The organism is Kitasatospora sp. NPDC002551 (genome assembly GCF_040296005.1).
In the GTDB taxonomy this organism is placed as follows: Bacteria; Actinomycetota; Actinomycetes; order Streptomycetales; family Streptomycetaceae; genus Kitasatospora.
Map to the genome: position 1 here is coordinate 87,409 of NZ_JBEOWI010000001.1, position 16,102 is coordinate 103,510.

15 protein-coding genes are annotated in these 16,102 nt (G+C 73.1%); 6 read left to right on the top strand and 9 right to left on the bottom strand.

What is annotated here, in order from left to right; genetic code table 11:
- Positions 1–54 precede the first annotated feature (54 nt).
- The 3 genes from ABT093_RS00380 to ABT093_RS00390 are packed head-to-tail and all read left to right on the top strand — an operon-like array spanning position 55 to position 3,240.
- Positions 55–1,329 carry a LolA family protein gene (locus ABT093_RS00380; protein WP_350558059.1) on the top strand — a complete coding sequence of 425 codons (1,275 nt, stop codon included), beginning with the start codon at positions 55–57 and terminating at the stop codon, positions 1,327–1,329.
- Positions 1,330–1,385: 56 nt separating this feature from the next.
- Complete coding sequence (locus ABT093_RS00385) at positions 1,386–2,369, top strand: ABC transporter ATP-binding protein (protein ID WP_350558062.1); 984 nt, start codon at positions 1,386–1,388, stop codon at positions 2,367–2,369.
- A complete protein-coding gene (locus tag ABT093_RS00390) occupies positions 2,356–3,240 on the top strand; it encodes an ABC transporter permease (RefSeq protein WP_350558065.1) in 885 nt (294 codons plus the stop codon). The genes ABT093_RS00385 and ABT093_RS00390 overlap by 14 nt, the downstream gene beginning before the upstream one ends.
- Here the strand turns inward: ABT093_RS00390 and rarD are convergent.
- Together rarD and ABT093_RS00400 are read right to left on the bottom strand one after the other, a co-directional pair.
- Complete coding sequence (rarD, locus tag ABT093_RS00395; RefSeq protein WP_350558068.1) at positions 3,230–4,228, bottom strand: EamA family transporter RarD; 999 nt, start codon at positions 4,226–4,228, stop codon at positions 3,230–3,232. The two genes, ABT093_RS00390 and rarD, sit on opposite strands and share 11 nt — an antisense overlap.
- 161 nt (positions 4,229–4,389) lie before the next feature.
- Positions 4,390–5,241, bottom strand: coding sequence for an SDR family oxidoreductase (locus tag ABT093_RS00400; protein WP_350558071.1), 852 nt, complete (start codon positions 5,239–5,241; stop codon positions 4,390–4,392).
- Between the two features lie 106 nt (positions 5,242–5,347).
- On the opposite strand from ABT093_RS00400, the gene ABT093_RS00405 reads away from it, so the two are divergent.
- Positions 5,348–5,770: a winged helix-turn-helix transcriptional regulator gene (locus ABT093_RS00405; protein ID WP_502884088.1), complete on the top strand. Its 423-nt coding sequence runs from the start codon at positions 5,348–5,350 to the stop codon at positions 5,768–5,770.
- 32 nt (positions 5,771–5,802) lie between these two features.
- Here ABT093_RS00405 and ABT093_RS00410 read toward each other — a convergent pair whose 3' ends face one another.
- A complete protein-coding gene (locus ABT093_RS00410) occupies positions 5,803–6,600 on the bottom strand; it encodes a TetR/AcrR family transcriptional regulator (RefSeq protein WP_350558074.1) in 798 nt (265 codons plus the stop codon).
- A gap of 96 nt (positions 6,601–6,696) precedes the next feature.
- On the opposite strand from ABT093_RS00410, the gene ABT093_RS00415 reads away from it, so the two are divergent.
- Together ABT093_RS00415 and ABT093_RS00420 are read left to right on the top strand one after the other, a co-directional pair.
- On the top strand, positions 6,697–6,897 hold the full coding sequence (locus ABT093_RS00415; protein WP_350558077.1) for a DUF6011 domain-containing protein: 201 nt from the start codon (positions 6,697–6,699) through the stop codon (positions 6,895–6,897).
- Between the two features lie 116 nt (positions 6,898–7,013).
- Positions 7,014–7,400 (top strand): VOC family protein, encoded by a 387-nt coding sequence (locus ABT093_RS00420; RefSeq protein WP_350558080.1) that lies wholly within the window; start codon positions 7,014–7,016, stop codon positions 7,398–7,400.
- Between the two features lie 69 nt (positions 7,401–7,469).
- On the opposite strand, the gene ABT093_RS00425 is transcribed toward ABT093_RS00420, so the two are convergent.
- The 6 genes from ABT093_RS00425 to ABT093_RS00450 all read right to left on the bottom strand — a co-directional run bounded on the left by ABT093_RS00425 (position 7,470) and on the right by ABT093_RS00450 (position 16,087).
- Positions 7,470–8,522, bottom strand: coding sequence for a 2-oxoacid:ferredoxin oxidoreductase subunit beta (locus tag ABT093_RS00425; protein ID WP_350558083.1), 1,053 nt, complete (start codon positions 8,520–8,522; stop codon positions 7,470–7,472).
- Positions 8,519–10,498, bottom strand: coding sequence for a 2-oxoacid:acceptor oxidoreductase subunit alpha (locus ABT093_RS00430; protein WP_350558086.1), 1,980 nt, complete (start codon positions 10,496–10,498; stop codon positions 8,519–8,521). The genes ABT093_RS00425 and ABT093_RS00430 overlap by 4 nt, the downstream gene beginning before the upstream one ends.
- A gap of 234 nt (positions 10,499–10,732) precedes the next feature.
- The gene (locus ABT093_RS00435) at positions 10,733–11,395 is read right to left on the bottom strand and encodes a response regulator transcription factor (RefSeq protein WP_350558089.1); all 663 of its coding nucleotides are present in this window, start codon (positions 11,393–11,395) and stop codon (positions 10,733–10,735) included.
- A gap of 128 nt (positions 11,396–11,523) precedes the next feature.
- Positions 11,524–12,534: a polyprenyl synthetase family protein gene (locus ABT093_RS00440; protein WP_350558092.1), complete on the bottom strand. Its 1,011-nt coding sequence runs from the start codon at positions 12,532–12,534 to the stop codon at positions 11,524–11,526.
- A gap of 257 nt (positions 12,535–12,791) precedes the next feature.
- Complete coding sequence (gene nuoN, locus ABT093_RS00445; RefSeq protein ID WP_350558095.1) at positions 12,792–14,426, bottom strand: NADH-quinone oxidoreductase subunit NuoN; 1,635 nt, start codon at positions 14,424–14,426, stop codon at positions 12,792–12,794.
- Complete coding sequence (locus tag ABT093_RS00450; protein WP_350558098.1) at positions 14,423–16,087, bottom strand: NADH-quinone oxidoreductase subunit M; 1,665 nt, start codon at positions 16,085–16,087, stop codon at positions 14,423–14,425. The genes nuoN and ABT093_RS00450 overlap by 4 nt, the downstream gene beginning before the upstream one ends.
- Positions 16,088–16,102: the final 15 nt, after the last annotated feature.

Sequence of the window (16,102 nt, forward strand, 5' to 3'; positions counted from 1 at the left end):
GCACCGTCTAATGGAGAGCCAGGGACAGTCGGTCACTGACGGAGGGGTTGGACGATGACGGACGACAGGGCGACCGCGGGCGGGGGCCCGGCGGACGCGTGGCAGGGCGAGGCTCCCTACCGGTCGCGTCGGCGCACCCTGGTGCGCGTGGCGGTGCCGCTGGCGGTCACCGCCACGATCGCCGCCGGGGTGGGGCTGGTACCGGCGCTGGCGGACTCCTCGCCGCCGGAGCTGCCCGCGCTGACGGCGGAGCAGGTGGTGGCGAAGGTGCTCGGCTCGCAGGCCGAGACGCTCTCCGGCACGGTGTCGGTCTCCACCGACCTCGGGGTGCCGAGCCAGCTGCTCGGCGCCGCGGGCGGCGGGTTCGCGGCCGGCGGCGGCGAGCGCGGCGAGGGGGACAAGCCGTCGGGCGCCGCGCCCACCTCGAAGCTGATGGGCCTGCTCGGCGGCGAGCACACCGTGCGGGTCGCGGTGGACGGGCCGGACCGGCAGCGGATCGGCCTGCTGGAGCAGCTGTCCGGCTACGAGCTGGTCCGCAACGGCGACCAGGTCTGGGCCTGGGACAGCAGCACCAACGAGGCCGTGCACGTGACCGGGGCCCGTCCGGACGCGACGGCGGACGGCCGCCCGGGCAAGGCGCCGCTGACCGGTGTGCCGACCACCCCGCAGGAGGCGGCCCGGCAGTTCCTGGCGGCGGGCGCGGACACCACCTCCGTCACCGTGGACGGCACCGCGACGGTGGCCGGCCAGAAGGCCTACCGGCTGAGCGTGAAGCCCAGCCGGCCCGGCTCGACGATCGGCGAGGTGCGGATCGCGGTGGCCGCCGACAACGGGGTGCCGCTGTCCGTCGTGGTCAAGGGCACCGACGGGGACACGGTGCTGGACGTCCACTTCACCCAGGTCTCGTTCGCCCGGCCGGCCGCGAAGAACTTCGAGTTCACCGTGCCCAAGGGCGCCAAGGTGACCGAGCAGAAGGCCTCCGGGGCGCCGCGCGGCGAGGTGACGCCCGAGGAGGCCGCGGCCGCCGCCGAGGGCCTGAACGTGATCGGCGAGGGCTGGACGGCCGTGCTCTCCGCGAAGCTGCCCACCGGCGACGTGTTCGTCCCGGCCGAGGGCAAGGGCCCGCGCGGCCGGGGCGGTCACGGCCCGGGCGGCGGCTCCGGCACGGCGCAGAACCCGCTGGCGCTGGCCAAGTCGCTGGGCAAGCCGGTCGCCGGCGGCTCGCTGATCAGCACCAAGGTCCTCAACGTGCTGGTCACCGACGACGGCCGGGTCTTCGCGGGCGCGGTGACCCCGTCGGTGCTGCAGAGTGCGGCCGGGGCGAAGTAGTGACCCAGGCTCCCGTAACGGGGGACGTTACGGAGCCGGCCGGGGGGCCGGGCGCGGTGGCGCGTCCGGCCCCCGGTGCCGCTTCGCCCTCCCGTCCGTCCGACGACGTGATCAGGACCAGAGGTCTGACCAAGCGGTTCCGCGGTGGACAGGTCGCCGTGGACGGTCTGGACCTGAGCGTCCCCCGGGGTTCGGTCTTCGGCTTCCTCGGTCCCAACGGCTCCGGCAAGACCACCACGATCCGGATGCTGATGGGCCTGATCGCCCCCAGCGCCGGGGTGGCCACGGTGCTCGGCGAGCCGATGCCGCAGTCGGTGGCCTCGGTGCTGCCCCGGGTCGGCGCCCTGATCGAGGGACCGGCGCTGTACGGCTTCCTCTCCGGCCGGGACAACCTGGCCCGGTTCGACGCCGCCGACCCGACGTCCGATCCGCGCACCCGGCAGCGCCGGGTCACCGAGGCGCTGGAACGGGTGGGCCTGGCCGCCGCGGCCGGCAAGAAGGCCCGGGCCTACTCGCTGGGCATGAAGCAGCGGCTCGGCCTGGCCTCGGCGCTGCTCCAGCCGCGCGAGCTGCTCGTCCTGGACGAGCCCACCAACGGCCTGGACCCGCAGGGCATGCGGGAGATCCGGGCGCTGGTCCGGGAGGTCGCGGCCGAGGGCACCACGGTCTTCCTCTCCTCGCACCTGCTGGACGAGATCGAGCAGGTCTGCAGCCACGCGGCGGTGATGTCGCGCGGCCGGCTGGTGGTGCAGGGCACCGTCGCCGAGCTGGCCGCCCGGGCCCGGGGCCGGCTGGTGGTGCGCACCCCGGACACCCACCGGGCGGGCGAGGTGCTGCTCGCCCACGAGGTCACCGAGGTCCGGATCGGCGAGGGCCGGGTGGACGGCGAGGCCGGCGCGCTGGCCGAGGACGCGCTGCCCGGGCTCGTCGCGGCCCTGGTCGCGGCGCAGGTGCGGGTGCACGGCTTCGGCGTGGAGCGGGGCACATTGGAGGACGCCTTCGTGGCGCTGACCGGGGAGGGCTTCGATGTCGCGGGCTGAGGCGGTGCCGGCGGTCGCCGCCGCGGCGCGCGGACGGCGGCCGCAGACCGCGTCCGGGTTCCTGGCGCTGTTCCGCAGCGAGCTGCTGCTGACCTTCCGCCGGATGCGGACGATCGTGCTGCTGGGGATCCTCGCGGTGCTGCCGGTGCTGATCGGCGTGGTCGTCCGGATCGAGACGGACGGGCCGCGCGGCGGCGAGGGCCCGGCGTTCATCGCCCAGGTCACCCAGAACGGCCTGTTCCTGGTGTTCACGGCGCTCGCGGTGGCACTGCCGGTCTTCCTGCCGATGACGGTCGGCGTGGTCGCCGGGGACTCGGTGGCGGGCGAGGCGGCCACCGGCACCCTGCGCTACCTGCTGGTGGCGCCGGCCGGGCGGACCAGGCTGCTGGCCGCCAAGTTCACCGCCGGGCTGGCGTTCTGCCTGGCGGCGACGGTGACCGTGGCGCTGTCGGCGGTGATCACCGGGACGGCGCTGTTCCCGGTCGGCGACGTCACGCTGATCTCCGGCGAGACCATCGGCCTGGGCCCGGCCCTGCTGCGGGCGGTACTGGTGGCCGCCGTGGTGGCCGCCTCGCTGGCCGGGCTGGTGGCGATCGGGCTGTTCGTCTCGACGCTCACCGGCAGCGGCATCGCGGCGATGGCCGCCACCGTCGGCCTGGTGATCACGGTGCAGATCCTGGACAGCTTCCCGCAGCTGCACGCGATCCAGCCGTTCCTCTTCACCCACCACTGGCTGACCTTCGGCGACCTGCTGCGGGAGCCGATGTACTGGGACGGGGTGCTGAAGAACCTCGGGCTGCAGGCCGCCTACGTGGCGGTGTTCGGCTCGGCGGCCTGGTCCCGGTTCACCGCGCGGGACATCACGGCCTGACCGCCACCGCGTCGTCGGTGGCGGGGGCGGTCGCGGCAGCGGCGCCCGCGGCGGCGGCCGTCCGGGCCCGGGCGGCCGCCCGGTCGGTCCGGACCCGCCGCAGCGCGTCCCAGGTGAGCACCGCGAGCGCCGCCCACACCAGGGCGAAACCGGCCCAGCGGGCGGGCGGCATCGACTCGTGGAAGACCGCGATGCCGATCAGGAACTGGAACACCGGCGCCAGGTACTGGAGCAGGCCGAGCATGCTCAGCGGCACCCGGACGGCTGCGGCGCCGAAGAAGAGCAGCGGGACGGCGGTGATCACCCCGCTGAGCACCAGCAGCCCGGTGTGCCCCCAGCCGTACTCGCCGGCCACGGTGTGCCCGAAGGTGCCGCGGCCGGTGACCTCCAGGTAGACCAGGTAACCGAGGGCGAAGGGGAACATGAAGGCGCTCTCGGCGGCCAGGCTCTCCAGCCCGCTCAGCCCGACCGTCTTCTTCAGCAGGCCGTAGGTGGCGAAGGAGAACGCCAGCGTCAGCGCGATCCACGGCAGCCGCCCGTAGCCGATGGTCAGCACCGCCACCGCGAGGGCGCCGATGCCCACCGCCACCCACTGGGCCACCCGCAGCCGCTCCTTGAGCACCAGCACGCCGAAGGCGATGGTGACCAGCGGGTTGATGAAGTAGCCGAGGCTGGTCTCCACCACGTGCCCGGCGTTGACGCCCCAGATGTAGACGCCCCAGTTGACCGAGATCACGGCGGCGGCGGCGCCCAGCATGGCGAGCCGGCGCGGCTGGCGCAGCAGCGGGCGGATCCAGCCCCAGTGCCGCTGGACGACCAGCAGCAAGACGACCGCGACCAGCGACCAGACCATCCGGTTGGCCAGGATGTCGTCGGCGGCGCCGGGCTCCAGCAGCGGCCAGAAGAGCGGGAACAGGCCCCATATGCCGTAGGCGGCGAAGCCGTACCAGAGGCCGCGTCCGGCCTCGTGCTGGGGTGTCTCTGGCATGGACCGTCTGCCCTCCGCGCGCGCGAGTGTCGAGCCGACGGTAGCGGGCACGGACTCGGCTGTCATCTCCGTATTCGGTTTTTGGTCATGACATTACGGTCGGGCACGGACGCGGCACCGCCCGCGGCGGGTGCCGCGGGCGGTGCGCCGCCGGACCGGGCTCAGGCGCCCAGCGCGGCCCGCACGCTCTGCGCCAGCGGGACGGTCGGACGGCCGATCAGCCGGGCCAGGTCGCCCGGCGTGCCGGCCAGCTCGCCGCGCGCGATGCCGGCGTCGACGTCGACCAGGATCTGCGCGAAGCCCTCCGGCAGGCCGGCGCCGACCAGGATCCGCAGGTGCTCGTCCGGCGCAACCCGGTGGAAGGCGACCGGCTTGCCCGAGGCCAGGGCCAGCTCGGCGGCCAGCTCCGGCAGGCTCCAGGCGACGTCGCCGCTCAGCTCGTACACCGCGTTCTCGTGGCCCTCGCCGGTCAGCACGGCCACCGCCGCGTCGGCGTAGTCCCGGCGCGGGGCGGTGGCGATCCGGTCGCCCTCACCGGCGCTGCCGACCACCGCGCCGCGCTCGGCCGTGCCGGCCGCGTCGCCCAGGTAGTTCTCGGTGTACCAGCCGTTGCGCAGCAGGGCGAAGGGCAGCCCGGACTCCCGGATCACGGCCTCGGTGGCCTTGTGCTCGTCGGCCAGCCGGAAGGTGGCCACGCCCGGCGCACTGGTGTACGCGAGCAGCGCGACCCCGGCGGCGCGCGCCGCCTCGACGACGGCGGTGTGCTGCGGCACCCGGCTGCCGATCTCGCTGCCCGAGATGAGCAGCACCCGGTCGCCGGCGGCGAAGGCGCCGGCCAGGGTCTCCGGGCGGCTGTAGTCGGCCACCCGGACGGTCACGCCGCGCTCGGCGAGGTCGGCGGCCTTCTCCGCGGAGCGGACGACCACCGCCACCTCGCTCGCGGGGACCTTGGCCAGCAGGCCCTCGACGACGAGGCGGCCGAGCTGTCCGGTGGCTCCGGTGACGACGTACATGGTGCTGCTCCCTGGGATGGTTGTCCGTTGAACTTCCTGCTTCGGAACTCACCCTAGAGGTGGCACTAACCTTTCGAAAGTACGCACTTCAAAGTAGGGTACTGACATGCAGGTAATGAACACCGCGTCCCCGGCGCCCGCGACGGGCCCCGGCGCCCCGGCCGGCCCGCTGCCCCCGCCCGACGTCTTCGACCGGATGTGCCCCTCCCGGGGCGTGCTGGAACACGTCACCAGCCGCTGGGGCGTGCTGGTGCTGGGCGCGCTGCACGAGCGCGGCTACCGGTTCAGCGAGCTGCGCCGCCGGATCACCGGGGTGAGCGAGAAGATGCTCGCCCAGACGCTGCAGACGCTGGAGCGCGACGGCTTCGTGCTGCGCGAGGCCCACCCGGTCATCCCGCCCCGGGTCGACTACAGCCTGACCCCGCTCGGCCGGGAGGCCGCCCGCCTGGTCGCCGAGCTGGCGCACTGGACCGAGAAGCGCATCCCCGCCGTCCTGGCCGCCCGCGACGAGTACGACGCCCGGCGGTAGCGGCCCTCCCGCCCGGCGGTGGCACCCCCGGGCTAGCGCTCCTCCCGCGCCTCCCGCTCGGCGCGGCGGCGCTCGACCAGGGCCGCCAGGCCGTCCAGCACCCGGGCGAGGCCGAAGGCGTAGGCGTGGTCCGGGTCGTACGCGCCACCGTGCGCCTCGCCGGCGGCGGCGCCGACCCGGGCCGCGACGGGGTGGCGCTCGGCGTCGAAGACCCGGGTGAGCAGCTCGGCGTTGGCGGCCCACCACTGGGCGTCGGTCAGCGCGCTCTCCCGGCGCGCGGCCCGTTCGTCCGCCGCCATCCGGGCGCAGGTCTCCACGAAGCCCAGCAGGTGGGTGAGCGCGGCGTCCAGCTCGACGTCCGGCAGGCCGGTGCCCTCCAGGGCGCGCAGCTCGTACTCGTACTTCGCCATCAGGCCGGGCCCGAGCGGCGGGCGGCTGGTGGCGACCGCCACCGTCCACGGGTGGGCGCGGTGCAGGGCGCGGTTGTCCTCGGCGACGGCGGCGGCCCGGGCCCGCCAGTCCTCGCCCTCGGGCTCGGTGCGGGGCATGGCCGCGTAGACGGTGTCCAGCATCAGGTCGAGCAGTTCGGACTTGCCGGGCACGTAGGTGTAGAGCGCCATCGGCGAGACGCCGAGCGCCTGGGCGACCCGCCGCATGGTCACGGCGTCCACCCCCTCGGCGTCCGCGATCGCGATCGCGGCGGCGGCGATCTCCGCCGGGGACTTCGCCTGCCTGGGCCCGCGCCGGCCGGGCTTCTCCTGCGCCGACAGGCCCCAGAGCAGCGCGAGCGTGCGCGCCGGGTCCCCGGCACTGCTGCGGTCACTGGCCATGGACCCGATCCTTTCACGTCGGCCGCCCACATCGACCTCCCGCGTCGACCCTCTTCCGCCGGGCCTTCCGAGTCGGCCCGCCGGTACGGTCGGGCCATGACCGCCGCCGACCCCGACCCGCTGCCGGGCACCGACACCCCCGAGGCCGTCCGCCCCCGGGTGACCTGCCGCCGCTGCCACCGCCCGCTGCACGACCCGGAGTCGCGCATCCTGCGCCTCGGCTCCGAATGCCGCGACCCGTCCGAGCGGGTGCCCCGCCACGAGGTCGACCAGGACCCGCTGCCCGGCCTGGACTGACACCCGGTCACGCCATGTGACCGGGATCACTGTTTCCGCATTCTCCGTACTGTGTATAGTGTACTGCGTACGGGATAAATGCGTACGGGATCGCCGTCGACGAAAGGTCATCGGGCATGCAGATCACTTCCTCCGCCGTTTCGCTCACCGTCGAGGACGTCGAGGCGTCCGCGTCGTTCCTGCGGCAGCACCTCGGGTTCACCGAGGAGATGTCGTCGGACGGGTTCGTCTCCCTCGGGCACGCCAGTGCCGGGATGAACGTCGTCTTCCTGAAGCGCGGGATCGAGGTCCTCCCGGAGGGCTTCCGCGACGAGGTCGCCGCCGGGCTGATCCTGGCCTTCGTGGTCGGCGACGTCGTCGCCGAGGAGGCGCGGCTGCGGGCCGCCGGCGTGGAGATCACCATGGCCCTGCGCCAGGAGCCGTGGGGCGAGAAGCTCTTCCAGGTCACCGACCCGAACGGGGTCGTGGTCCAGCTGGTGGAGTGGGCCGGGCAGCAGCGGTAACGACACAGCGGCGGCGCCCCCGGCCGGAGAGGGCCGGGGGCGCCGCCGTGCTCGTCGGACCGGCCGGACTCAGTCGACCGTCCAGGTGTCGCCGCCCACGAGCAGCGCGGCCAGGTCGCCCTCGCCCCGGTCGGCGGCCGCGGTGGCCAGCTGGCCGGCCATCAGCTCGTCGTAGACCGGGCGGCGGACGTCACGCAGCACGCCGATCGGGGTGTGGTGCAGGGTGTCCGCGTCGGCGATCCGGGAGAGCGCGAAGGCCGTGGACGGTCCGGCCGCGTGGGCGTCGTGGACCAGCACCGCCGACTCGTTCTCCGCCGTGACGGCGTCGACGAACAGCTCGCCGTCGGCACCCCGGAAGACGCCCCGGGCGCGGTCCGCCCCGAAGCGGACCGGCTGCCCGTGCTCCAGCCGGATCAGCGCCTCGTCCCGGGTGCCGGCCTCCTTCAGCACCTCGAACGCGCCGTCGTTGAAGATGTTGCAGTTCTGGTAGATCTCGACCAGCGCGGTGCCCTCGTGCTCGGCCGCCGCCCGCAGCACCGACTGGAGGTGCTGGCGGTCGGAGTCGATGGTCCGGGCCACGAAGGTCGCCTCCGCGCCGATGGCCAGCGAGAGCGGGTTGAACGGGGCGTCCAGCGAGCCCATCGGCGTGGACTTGGTGATCTTCCCCAGCTCACTGGTCGGCGAGTACTGCCCCTTGGTCAGGCCGTAGATACGGTTGTTGAACAGCAGGATCTTCAGATTCACATTGCGGCGCAGCGCGTGGATCAGATGGTTGCCGCCGATCGACAGCGCGTCGCCGTCACCGGTCACCACCCACACGCTGAGGTCCTGCCGGGAGGTCGCCAGCCCGGTGGCGATCGCCGGGGCGCGGCCGTGGATCGAGTGCACCCCGTAGGTGTTCATGTAGTAGGGGAACCGCGACGAGCAGCCGATACCGGAAACGAAGACGGTGTTCTCCCGTCTGATCCCCAGCTCCGGCATGAACGCCTGTACCGCCGCCAGGATCGCGTAGTCACCGCAGCCGGGGCACCAGCGCACCTCCTGGTCGGTCTTGAACTCCTTGGCGCTCTGCGGCGCCTCGGCCTTCGGGACCAGCCGCAACGAGGGGAACTGCTCGCTCATCGGTTGTCCTCCTCGTCCAGGGTGCCGATCGCGGCCCACAGCACGTCCGCCAACTGCGCCGCCTTGAAGGGAAGTCCGCGCACCTGGTTGTAGGACTCCGCGTCCACCAGGTACCTGGCGCGCAGCAGCAGCGCCAGCTGGCCGAGGTTCATCTCGGGCACGATGACCTTGTCGTAACTCCGCAGCACCGTCCCGAGGTTGGCCGGGAAGGGGTTGAGGTTGCGCAGGTGCGTCTGGGCGATCCGGCCGCCGTCCGCCCGGACCCGGCGGACCGCCGCGGTGATCGGGCCGTAGGTCGAGCCCCAGCCGAGCACCAGGACGCGGGCCTCGCCGGAGGGGTCGTCGACCTCCACCGGCTCGACCGTGATGCCGTCCACCTTGGCCTGCCGGGTGCGGACCATGAAGTCGTGGTTGGCCGGGTCGTAGGAGATGTTGCCGGTGCCGTCCTGCTTCTCGATGCCGCCGATCCGGTGTTCGAGGCCGGGCGTGCCGGGCAGCGCCCACGGCCTGGCGAGCGTCCTCGGGTCGCGCAGGTAGGGCCAGAACGCGCCGTCCTCGCGGTTCGGGCCGGTGGCGAAGTCCGGCTCGATCGCCGGAAGTTCGTCGACCTCCGGGATCCGCCAGGGCTCCGAGCCGTTGGCCAGGTAGCCGTCCGAGAGCAGGAAGACCGGGGTGCGGTAGGTGACCGCGATGCGGGCCGCCTCCAGCGCCGCGTCGAAGCACTCGGCCGGCGTGGCGGGGGCCACGATCGGCACCGGGGCCTCGCCGTTGCGGCCGAACATCGCCTGCAGCAGGTCGGCCTGCTCGGTCTTGGTCGGCAGACCGGTGGACGGGCCGCCGCGCTGGATGTCCACCACCAGCAGCGGGAGTTCGAGCGAGACGGCCAGGCCGATCGTCTCGCTCTTGAGCGCCACGCCGGGGCCGGAGGTGGTGGTCACGCCGAGCGCGCCGCCGAAGGCCGCGCCGAGCGCCGCGCCGATGCCGGCGATCTCGTCCTCGGCCTGGAAGGTGCGCACGCCGAAGTTCTTGTGCCGGCTGAGCTCGTGCAGGATGTCCGAGGCCGGGGTGATCGGGTACGAGCCCAGGTAGAGCGGCAGCCCGGAGCGCCGGGCGGCGGCGATCAGGCCGTAGGACAGCGCCAGGTTGCCGGAGATGTTGCGGTAGCGGCCCGGCGGCAGCTTGGCCGGCGGCACCTCGTAGGAGACCGCGAAGGACTCGGTGGTCTCGCCGAAGTTCCAGCCGGCCCGGAAGGCGCTGATGTTGGCCTCGGCGATCTGCGGCTTCTTGGCGAACTTGGTGCGCAGGAAGGATTCGGTGCCCTCGGTCGGGCGGTGGTACATCCAGGAGAGCAGGCCCAGCGCGAACATGTTCTTGGCCCGCTCGGCGTCCTTGCGGGCGAGTCCGCTGTCCTTGAGCGCCTCCAGGGTGAGCGTGGTCAGCGGCACCTTGTGGAGGTGGTACCCCTGCAGCGAACCGTCCCCCAGCGGGTCCGCGGCGTATCCGACCTTGGCCAGCGCGCGCTTGGTGAACTCGTCGGTGTTGACGATGATCTCCGCGCCGCGCGGCAGGTCGGGCAGGTTGGCCTTGAGGGCGGCCGGGTTCATCGCCACCAGGACGTTGGGCGCGTCCCCCGGGGTCAGGATGTCGTGGTCGGCGAAGTGGAGCTGGAAGGACGAGACGCCCGGCAGGGTTCCGGCGGGAGCGCGGATCTCGGCCGGGAAGTTGGGCAGGGTGGAGAGGTCGTTGCCGAAGGACGCCGTCTCCGAGGTGAAGCGGTCACCGGTGAGCTGCATGCCGTCACCGGAGTCCCCGGCGAACCTGATGATCACCCGGTCCAGCTTGCGGATCGGCTTGGCGCCCCGGTGCTGCGGACCGACCGGCACGGCAGGGCCGGAGCTGCCCCCGCCGGGCCCGGAGCGGCCCTCGTCGCCGTCCGAGCCGTCCACCGCTTCTGACTGATCGACCTGACTGGTCACTGCCGCGGACCTCCTCGTGGGCACCAGCCGCGGGCGTGAGCCGTGTGCCCCGTCCGCCTGGTGCACCTCTCGCATCCTATGCGGGTAAGGATTGCCTTGGACGGAACTCCCCGATGCGGCGGAAAATCACCGCCGCACCCCGGAAAAAGGGCGTGGACGACCGGTTTGGATCGCTGGATCGGCGGTTCGGTTCGGACGCGAACACCGCCTTCGAACGATCCCGCGGCAGGCCGGTCAGGAATTCAGATAAGTGAGCACCGCGAGGACCCGGCGGTGGTCCCCGGGGCTCTGTGCGAGGCCCAGCTTCAGGAAGATGTTGCTGACGTGCTTCTCCACCGCGCCCTCCGAGACCACCAGCTGCTTGGCCACCGCGGTGTTGGTCCGGCCCTCCGCCATCAGCCCCAGCACCTCGCGCTCGCGCGGGGTCAGCCCGGCCAGCACGTCACCCTTGCGGCTGCGGCTCAGCAGCTGCTGGACCACCTCCGGGTCCAGCGCCGTGCCGCCCTCGGCGACCCGGACCACCGCGTCCACGAACTCGCGGACCTCGGCGACCCGGTCCTTCAGCAGGTAGCCGACGCCACGGGTGGAACCGGCCAGTAGTTCGGAGGCGTAGCGCTCCTCGACGAACTGCGAGAGCACCAGCACGCCGAGCTCCGGGTAGCGGCCGCGCAGGGTGACGCAGGCGCGCAGTCCCTCGTCGGTGTGGGAGGGGGGCATCCGCACGTCGGAGACCACCACGTCGGGCAGCGCGTCGGCGGCGGCCAGGTCGTGGATGGTCTTGATCAGCGCGTCGCCGTCCCCGACGCCGGCCACGACCTCCAGGCCGCGGTCGGTGAGCAGCCGGGTCAGGCCCTCCCGCAGCAGTACGGAGTCCTCGGCGATGACGACGCGAAGCATGGCGGCCTTCCGGATGGGCGGAGGTGCGGACACGGTGCTGACGGGTGTCAGTCTCCCCCATCCGGGCGACCGCCGGAGCCGCGGGCGGCGAGATTGGCCCCGCCCGCCCGGGCGGGGCTGCCCGTCCGTCACATGGTGCGGATGGCCACCGAGTCGCAGAGCGCCTGCAGCGCGTCCTTGGCCGGGCCGTCCGGCAGCGGGTCCAGCAGCGCGCGGGCCTCCTCGGCGTGCCGCAGGGTCTCCCGGCGGGCGTGCTCCAGCGCCGGGTGGCGGCGCAGCAGCCGCAGCGCCTCGGCGTGCAGCTCGTCGTCGGAGAGGTCCTTGCGCAGCAGCTCGCGCAGCCGGGCGTCCTCCGGATCGGCCGGGTCGGCGGGCATCTGGCGCAGCAGCAGGGTCGGCAGGGTCTCCACGCCCTCACGCAGGTCGGTGCCGGGGGTCTTGCCGGACTCGTGGCCGTCGCTGGCGATGTCCAGCACGTCGTCGGCCAGCTGGAAGGCGATGCCGATCCGCTCGCCGAAGGCGCTCAGGATGTCGATCACCCACGGCTCGGCGCCGGCCGCCAGCGCTCCTATCCGGCAGGAGACGGCGATCAGCGAGCCGGTCTTGCCGGCCAGCACGTTCAGGTAGTGGTCCAGCGGGTCGTCGTCCGGGCCGGGACCGGCGGTCTCCAGGATCTGGCCGGTGACCAGCCGCTCGAACGCGTCGGCCTGCAGCCGGACGGCCTCCGGGCCGAGGTCGGCGAGCACCTGGGAGGCGCGGGAGAAGAGGAAGTCGCCGGTCAGGATGGCGACCGAGTTGTCCCACCGGGAGTTGGCGCTGGGGGCCCCGCGTCTCACCGGGGCCTCGTCCATGACGTCGTCGTGGTACAGCGTGGCGAGGTGGGTGAGCTCGACGACGACGGCGGCCGGGATCACGCCGGCCGCGCTGGCGTCGCCGAACCGGGCGGCGAGCAGGACCAGCAGCGGGCGGAAGCGCTTGCCGCCGGCCTCGATCAGGTGGCTGGCGGTGACGGTGATGAACGGGACGTCACTCTTCACGGCGTCGGTGAGCGCGATCTCCACCGCTTCCATCCCGGCCTGGACGTCGCGGGTCAGATCGCGGTCCTGCACGCTGAGCCCAAAGGGTCCCACGACGGTCACGAAGACCACTCCTCTGTCCCTGGTCGATCTAGCGGCCCGGTCCCTGAGTGCCGCCGCTGGCCATACAGGCAGGGTATCCGGTCGCGAGTGGATCACTGCACGGGCGTGCGGCTCTGTCATGACCGGAGCGTCCCCGCTGGCCAGCACGGATACCCGGACGACGGGTCCGGGCCGCGCGCGCGGGCGCGACCCGGACGGTCGTGGGAGCGGTCGGCCCGGCCTCCGCCGGGGCGGTCGGCCGGGCCGTCGGCGGGCGGTCAGCCGGCGAAGAACACCGCCTTGGAGGCGAGGTCCAGGAAGTACTGCGGCAGCAGTCCGAGACCCACCGTCACCAGGACGCCGACGCCGATCGCGGTCGCCGTGAAGGCGCTCGGGATGGCGACGGTCGGGCCGCCCGGCTGCGGGTCGGAGAAGAACATCAGCACGATGACGCGGATGTAGAAGAACGCCGCCACCGCCGAGCTGAGCACACCGACGATCACCAGCGGGGTGGCCCCGCCGGCCGCCGCGGCCTGGAAGACCGCGAACTTCCCGGTGAACCCGGAGGTCAGCGGGATGCCCGCGAAGGCCAGCAGGAAGAGCGCGAACACCGCCGCGACCAGCGGGGAGCGCCGGCCCAGGCCGGCCCAGCTGGACAGGTGGGTCGCCTCGCCCTTGGAGTCGCGCACCAGGGTGACCACGGCGAACGCGCCGAGCGTCACGAAGGAGTACGCCAGCAGGTAGAACAGCACCGAGCCGACGCCCTGCCGGTTGCTGGCGATGACCCCGGTGAGGATGAAGCCGGCGTGCGCGATCGAGGAGTAGGCGAGCAGCCGCTTGACGTCCTGCTGGGTGACGGCCAGGACCGCGCCGACCACCATGGTGAGGATCGCCACACCCCAGAGCACCGGGCGCCAGTCCAGCCGCAGCGCGGGGAAGGCCACGTAGAACAGCCGCAGCACCGCGCCGAACGCGGCCACCTTGGTCGCCGCCGCCATGAAGCCGGTGACCGGGGTCGGCGCGCCCTGGTAGACGTCCGGGGTCCAGGCGTGGAACGGCACCGCGCCGACCTTGAAGAGCAGGCCGACCGCCAGCATCGCCAGGCCCACCAGCAGCAGGGCGTCGTTCTGGGTCGAGGAGACCAGCGCCGGGGTGAGCAGCGCGTTGCCGGAGATGACGTCGGCGATCTCGCCCAGCCGCACGCTGCCCGCGAAGCCGTACAGCAGCGCGGTGCCGAACAGGAAGAACGCCGAGGCGAAGGCGCCGAGCAGGAAGTACTTGACCGCCGCCTCCTGGGAGAGCAGCCGGCGGCGCCGGGCCAGCGCGCAGAGCAGGTAGAGCGGGAGGGAGAAGACCTCCAGCGCGACGAACATGGTCAGCAGGTCGTTGGCGGCCGGGAACAGCAGCATGCCGCCGACCGCGAACATGGTGAGCGGGAAGACCTCGCTGGTGGTGAAGCCGGCCCGGATCGCGCCGCGCTCCTGCTCGCCGCCGGGGGTGGCGGCGGCCTGGGCGGTGAACGCGTCGGCCGGCGCTCCCCCGGCCTTCGGCTCCAGCTTGCGCTCGGCGTAGGTCAGCACCGCGACCACCGCGACCAGCAGGATGACGCCCTGGAGGAACAGCGTCGGGCCGTCCAGGGCGACCGAGCCCATCGCGACCGCGCCGACCTTGGTGGTGCCGTAGCCCTGGGCGGCGAGCACCAGGACGGCGACGAAGGCGCCGGCCAGGCCGGTCAGCGCGGTCACCACCTGGGCCCAGTGCCGCAGCTGCCGGGGCAGGAAGGCCTCCAGCAGGATGCCGGTCACGGCGGCGCCGAACACCACCAGCATCGGGGACAACTGGCCGTACTCGATGTGCGGCGCGGGGATGCTCTGGGTGCCGCCGGCGGCGGCGAGCCAGCCGGTGCTGCTCACTTGTGCTCACCTCCTGAGCGGGCGGTCCCGTCCTGGGCGGTCCCGTGGTCGGCGGCGACCGGGTGGGCCGGTGCCGGATCGGTCTGGTGGACCTGCGAGAGGGTCGCGTTCACCGAGGGGTTGACCAGGTCGGTGAGCGGCTTCGGGTAGACGCCGAGCAGCACGGTGAGCGCCACCAGCGGGGTCACCACGGCGAGTTCGCGGACCTTGAGGTCGCTGATGCCGCCGACGCCCTCCTTGACCGGGCCGGTCATGGTGCGCTGGTAGAGCAGCAGGGCGTACAGCGCGGCGAGCACGATGCCGAAGGTGGCGACGATGCCGATCGCCGGGTACCGGGTGAAGGTGCCGACCAGGACGAGGAACTCGCTGACGAAGGGCGCCAGTCCGGGCAGCGAGAGGGTGGCCAGGCCACCGATCAGGAAGGTGCCGGCGAGCACCGGGGCGACCTTCTGCACGCCGCCGTAGTCGGCGATCAGCCGCGAGCCGCGGCGGGAGATCAGGAACCCGGCCACCAGCATCCACGCGGCGGTGGAGATGCCGTGGTTGACCATGTAGAGGGTGGCTCCGCTCTGGCCCTGGCTGGTCAGCGCGAAGATGCCCATGATGATGAAGCCGAAGTGCGAGATCGAGGCGTAGGCGACCAGCCGCTTGATGTCCTTCTGGCCGATGGCCAGCAGCGCGCCGTAGATGATCCCGATGACCGAGAGGACCAGGATCGCCGGGGCGAAGGTCTTCGAGGCCTCCGGGAACAGCCCGACGCAGAAGCGGAGCATCGCGAAGGTACCGACCTTGTCGACCACGGCGGTGATCAGGACGGCGGTGCCGGCGGTGGCCTCGCCCATCGCGTTCGGCAGCCAGGTGTGCAGCGGCCAGAGCGGGGCCTTCACCGCGAAGGCGAAGAAGAAGCCGAGGAACAGCGCGTTCTCGGCGGCGCCGCTGAGCTCCAGCCGGCCGTCGGCGACCGCGCCGGTGAGCGTCGGCAGGTCGAAGGTGGCCAGGCCCTGGTCCTGCGCGATCACGTACAGGCCGATCACCGCGGCCAGCATGACCAGGCCGCCGAGCAGGTTGTACAGCAGGAACTTGACCGCCGCGTAGGAGCGCTGACGGGCCGACTCGGGGCCGCCGGCCCGGTCGCCGAAGCCTCCGATGAGGAAGTACATCGGGATCAGCATGGCTTCGAAGAAGACGTAGAAGACGAAGACGTCGGTGGCGTAGAAGGAGACGATCACCATCGCCTCCACCGCCAGGACCAGGGCGAAGAAGCCCTGGGTGCGGCGCCGCGCCTCGAAGGTGTCGGGGTCGGCGGTCCCCTCCCGCGCGGGGACGGCCGGGTCGGCGTCGTGCCAGGAGGCGAGCAGCACGATCGGCACCAGGACGGCGGTGAGCAGGGCGAGGACGGCGCCGATGCCGTCCACGCCGAGCGAGAAGGTGATGCCGAAGGAGCGGATCCAGTTGTAGGACTCGGTCAGCTGGTAGCGCGCGCCGTCCGGGTCGAACCGCGCGGCGGCCGCGCCGGCCAGGGCCAGGGTGACGGCGGAGAAGACCAGCGCCACCGTCTTGGCGGTCCGCCGCCGGCCCTCGGTGCTCCCGGCCGGCAGGGCGGCGGTGACCACCGCACCGGCCGCCGGGACCGCGCAGGTCGCGGTGAGGAGGACGCTCATGCCCCGGCCTCCTGA

Bases quoted from the DNA above. Each gene is read 5' to 3' on its own strand.
- ABT093_RS00380 (WP_350558059.1), top strand. From the start codon at position 55: ATGACGGACGACAGGGCGACCGCGGGCGGGGGCCCGGCGGACGCGTGG.
- ABT093_RS00390 (WP_350558065.1), top strand. From the start codon at position 2,356: ATGTCGCGGGCTGAGGCGGTGCCGGCGGTCGCCGCCGCGGCGCGCGGA.
- rarD (WP_350558068.1), bottom strand. From the start codon at position 4,228: ATGCCAGAGACACCCCAGCACGAGGCCGGACGCGGCCTCTGGTACGGC.
- ABT093_RS00400 (WP_350558071.1), bottom strand. From the start codon at position 5,241: ATGTACGTCGTCACCGGAGCCACCGGACAGCTCGGCCGCCTCGTCGTC.
- ABT093_RS00405 (WP_502884088.1), top strand. From the start codon at position 5,348: ATGCAGGTAATGAACACCGCGTCCCCGGCGCCCGCGACGGGCCCCGGC.
- ABT093_RS00410 (WP_350558074.1), bottom strand. From the start codon at position 6,600: ATGGCCAGTGACCGCAGCAGTGCCGGGGACCCGGCGCGCACGCTCGCG.
- ABT093_RS00415 (WP_350558077.1), top strand. From the start codon at position 6,697: ATGACCGCCGCCGACCCCGACCCGCTGCCGGGCACCGACACCCCCGAG.
- ABT093_RS00420 (WP_350558080.1), top strand. From the start codon at position 7,014: ATGCAGATCACTTCCTCCGCCGTTTCGCTCACCGTCGAGGACGTCGAG.
- ABT093_RS00425 (WP_350558083.1), bottom strand. From the start codon at position 8,522: ATGAGCGAGCAGTTCCCCTCGTTGCGGCTGGTCCCGAAGGCCGAGGCG.
- ABT093_RS00435 (WP_350558089.1), bottom strand. From the start codon at position 11,395: ATGCTTCGCGTCGTCATCGCCGAGGACTCCGTACTGCTGCGGGAGGGC.
- ABT093_RS00450 (WP_350558098.1), bottom strand. From the start codon at position 16,087: ATGAGCGTCCTCCTCACCGCGACCTGCGCGGTCCCGGCGGCCGGTGCG.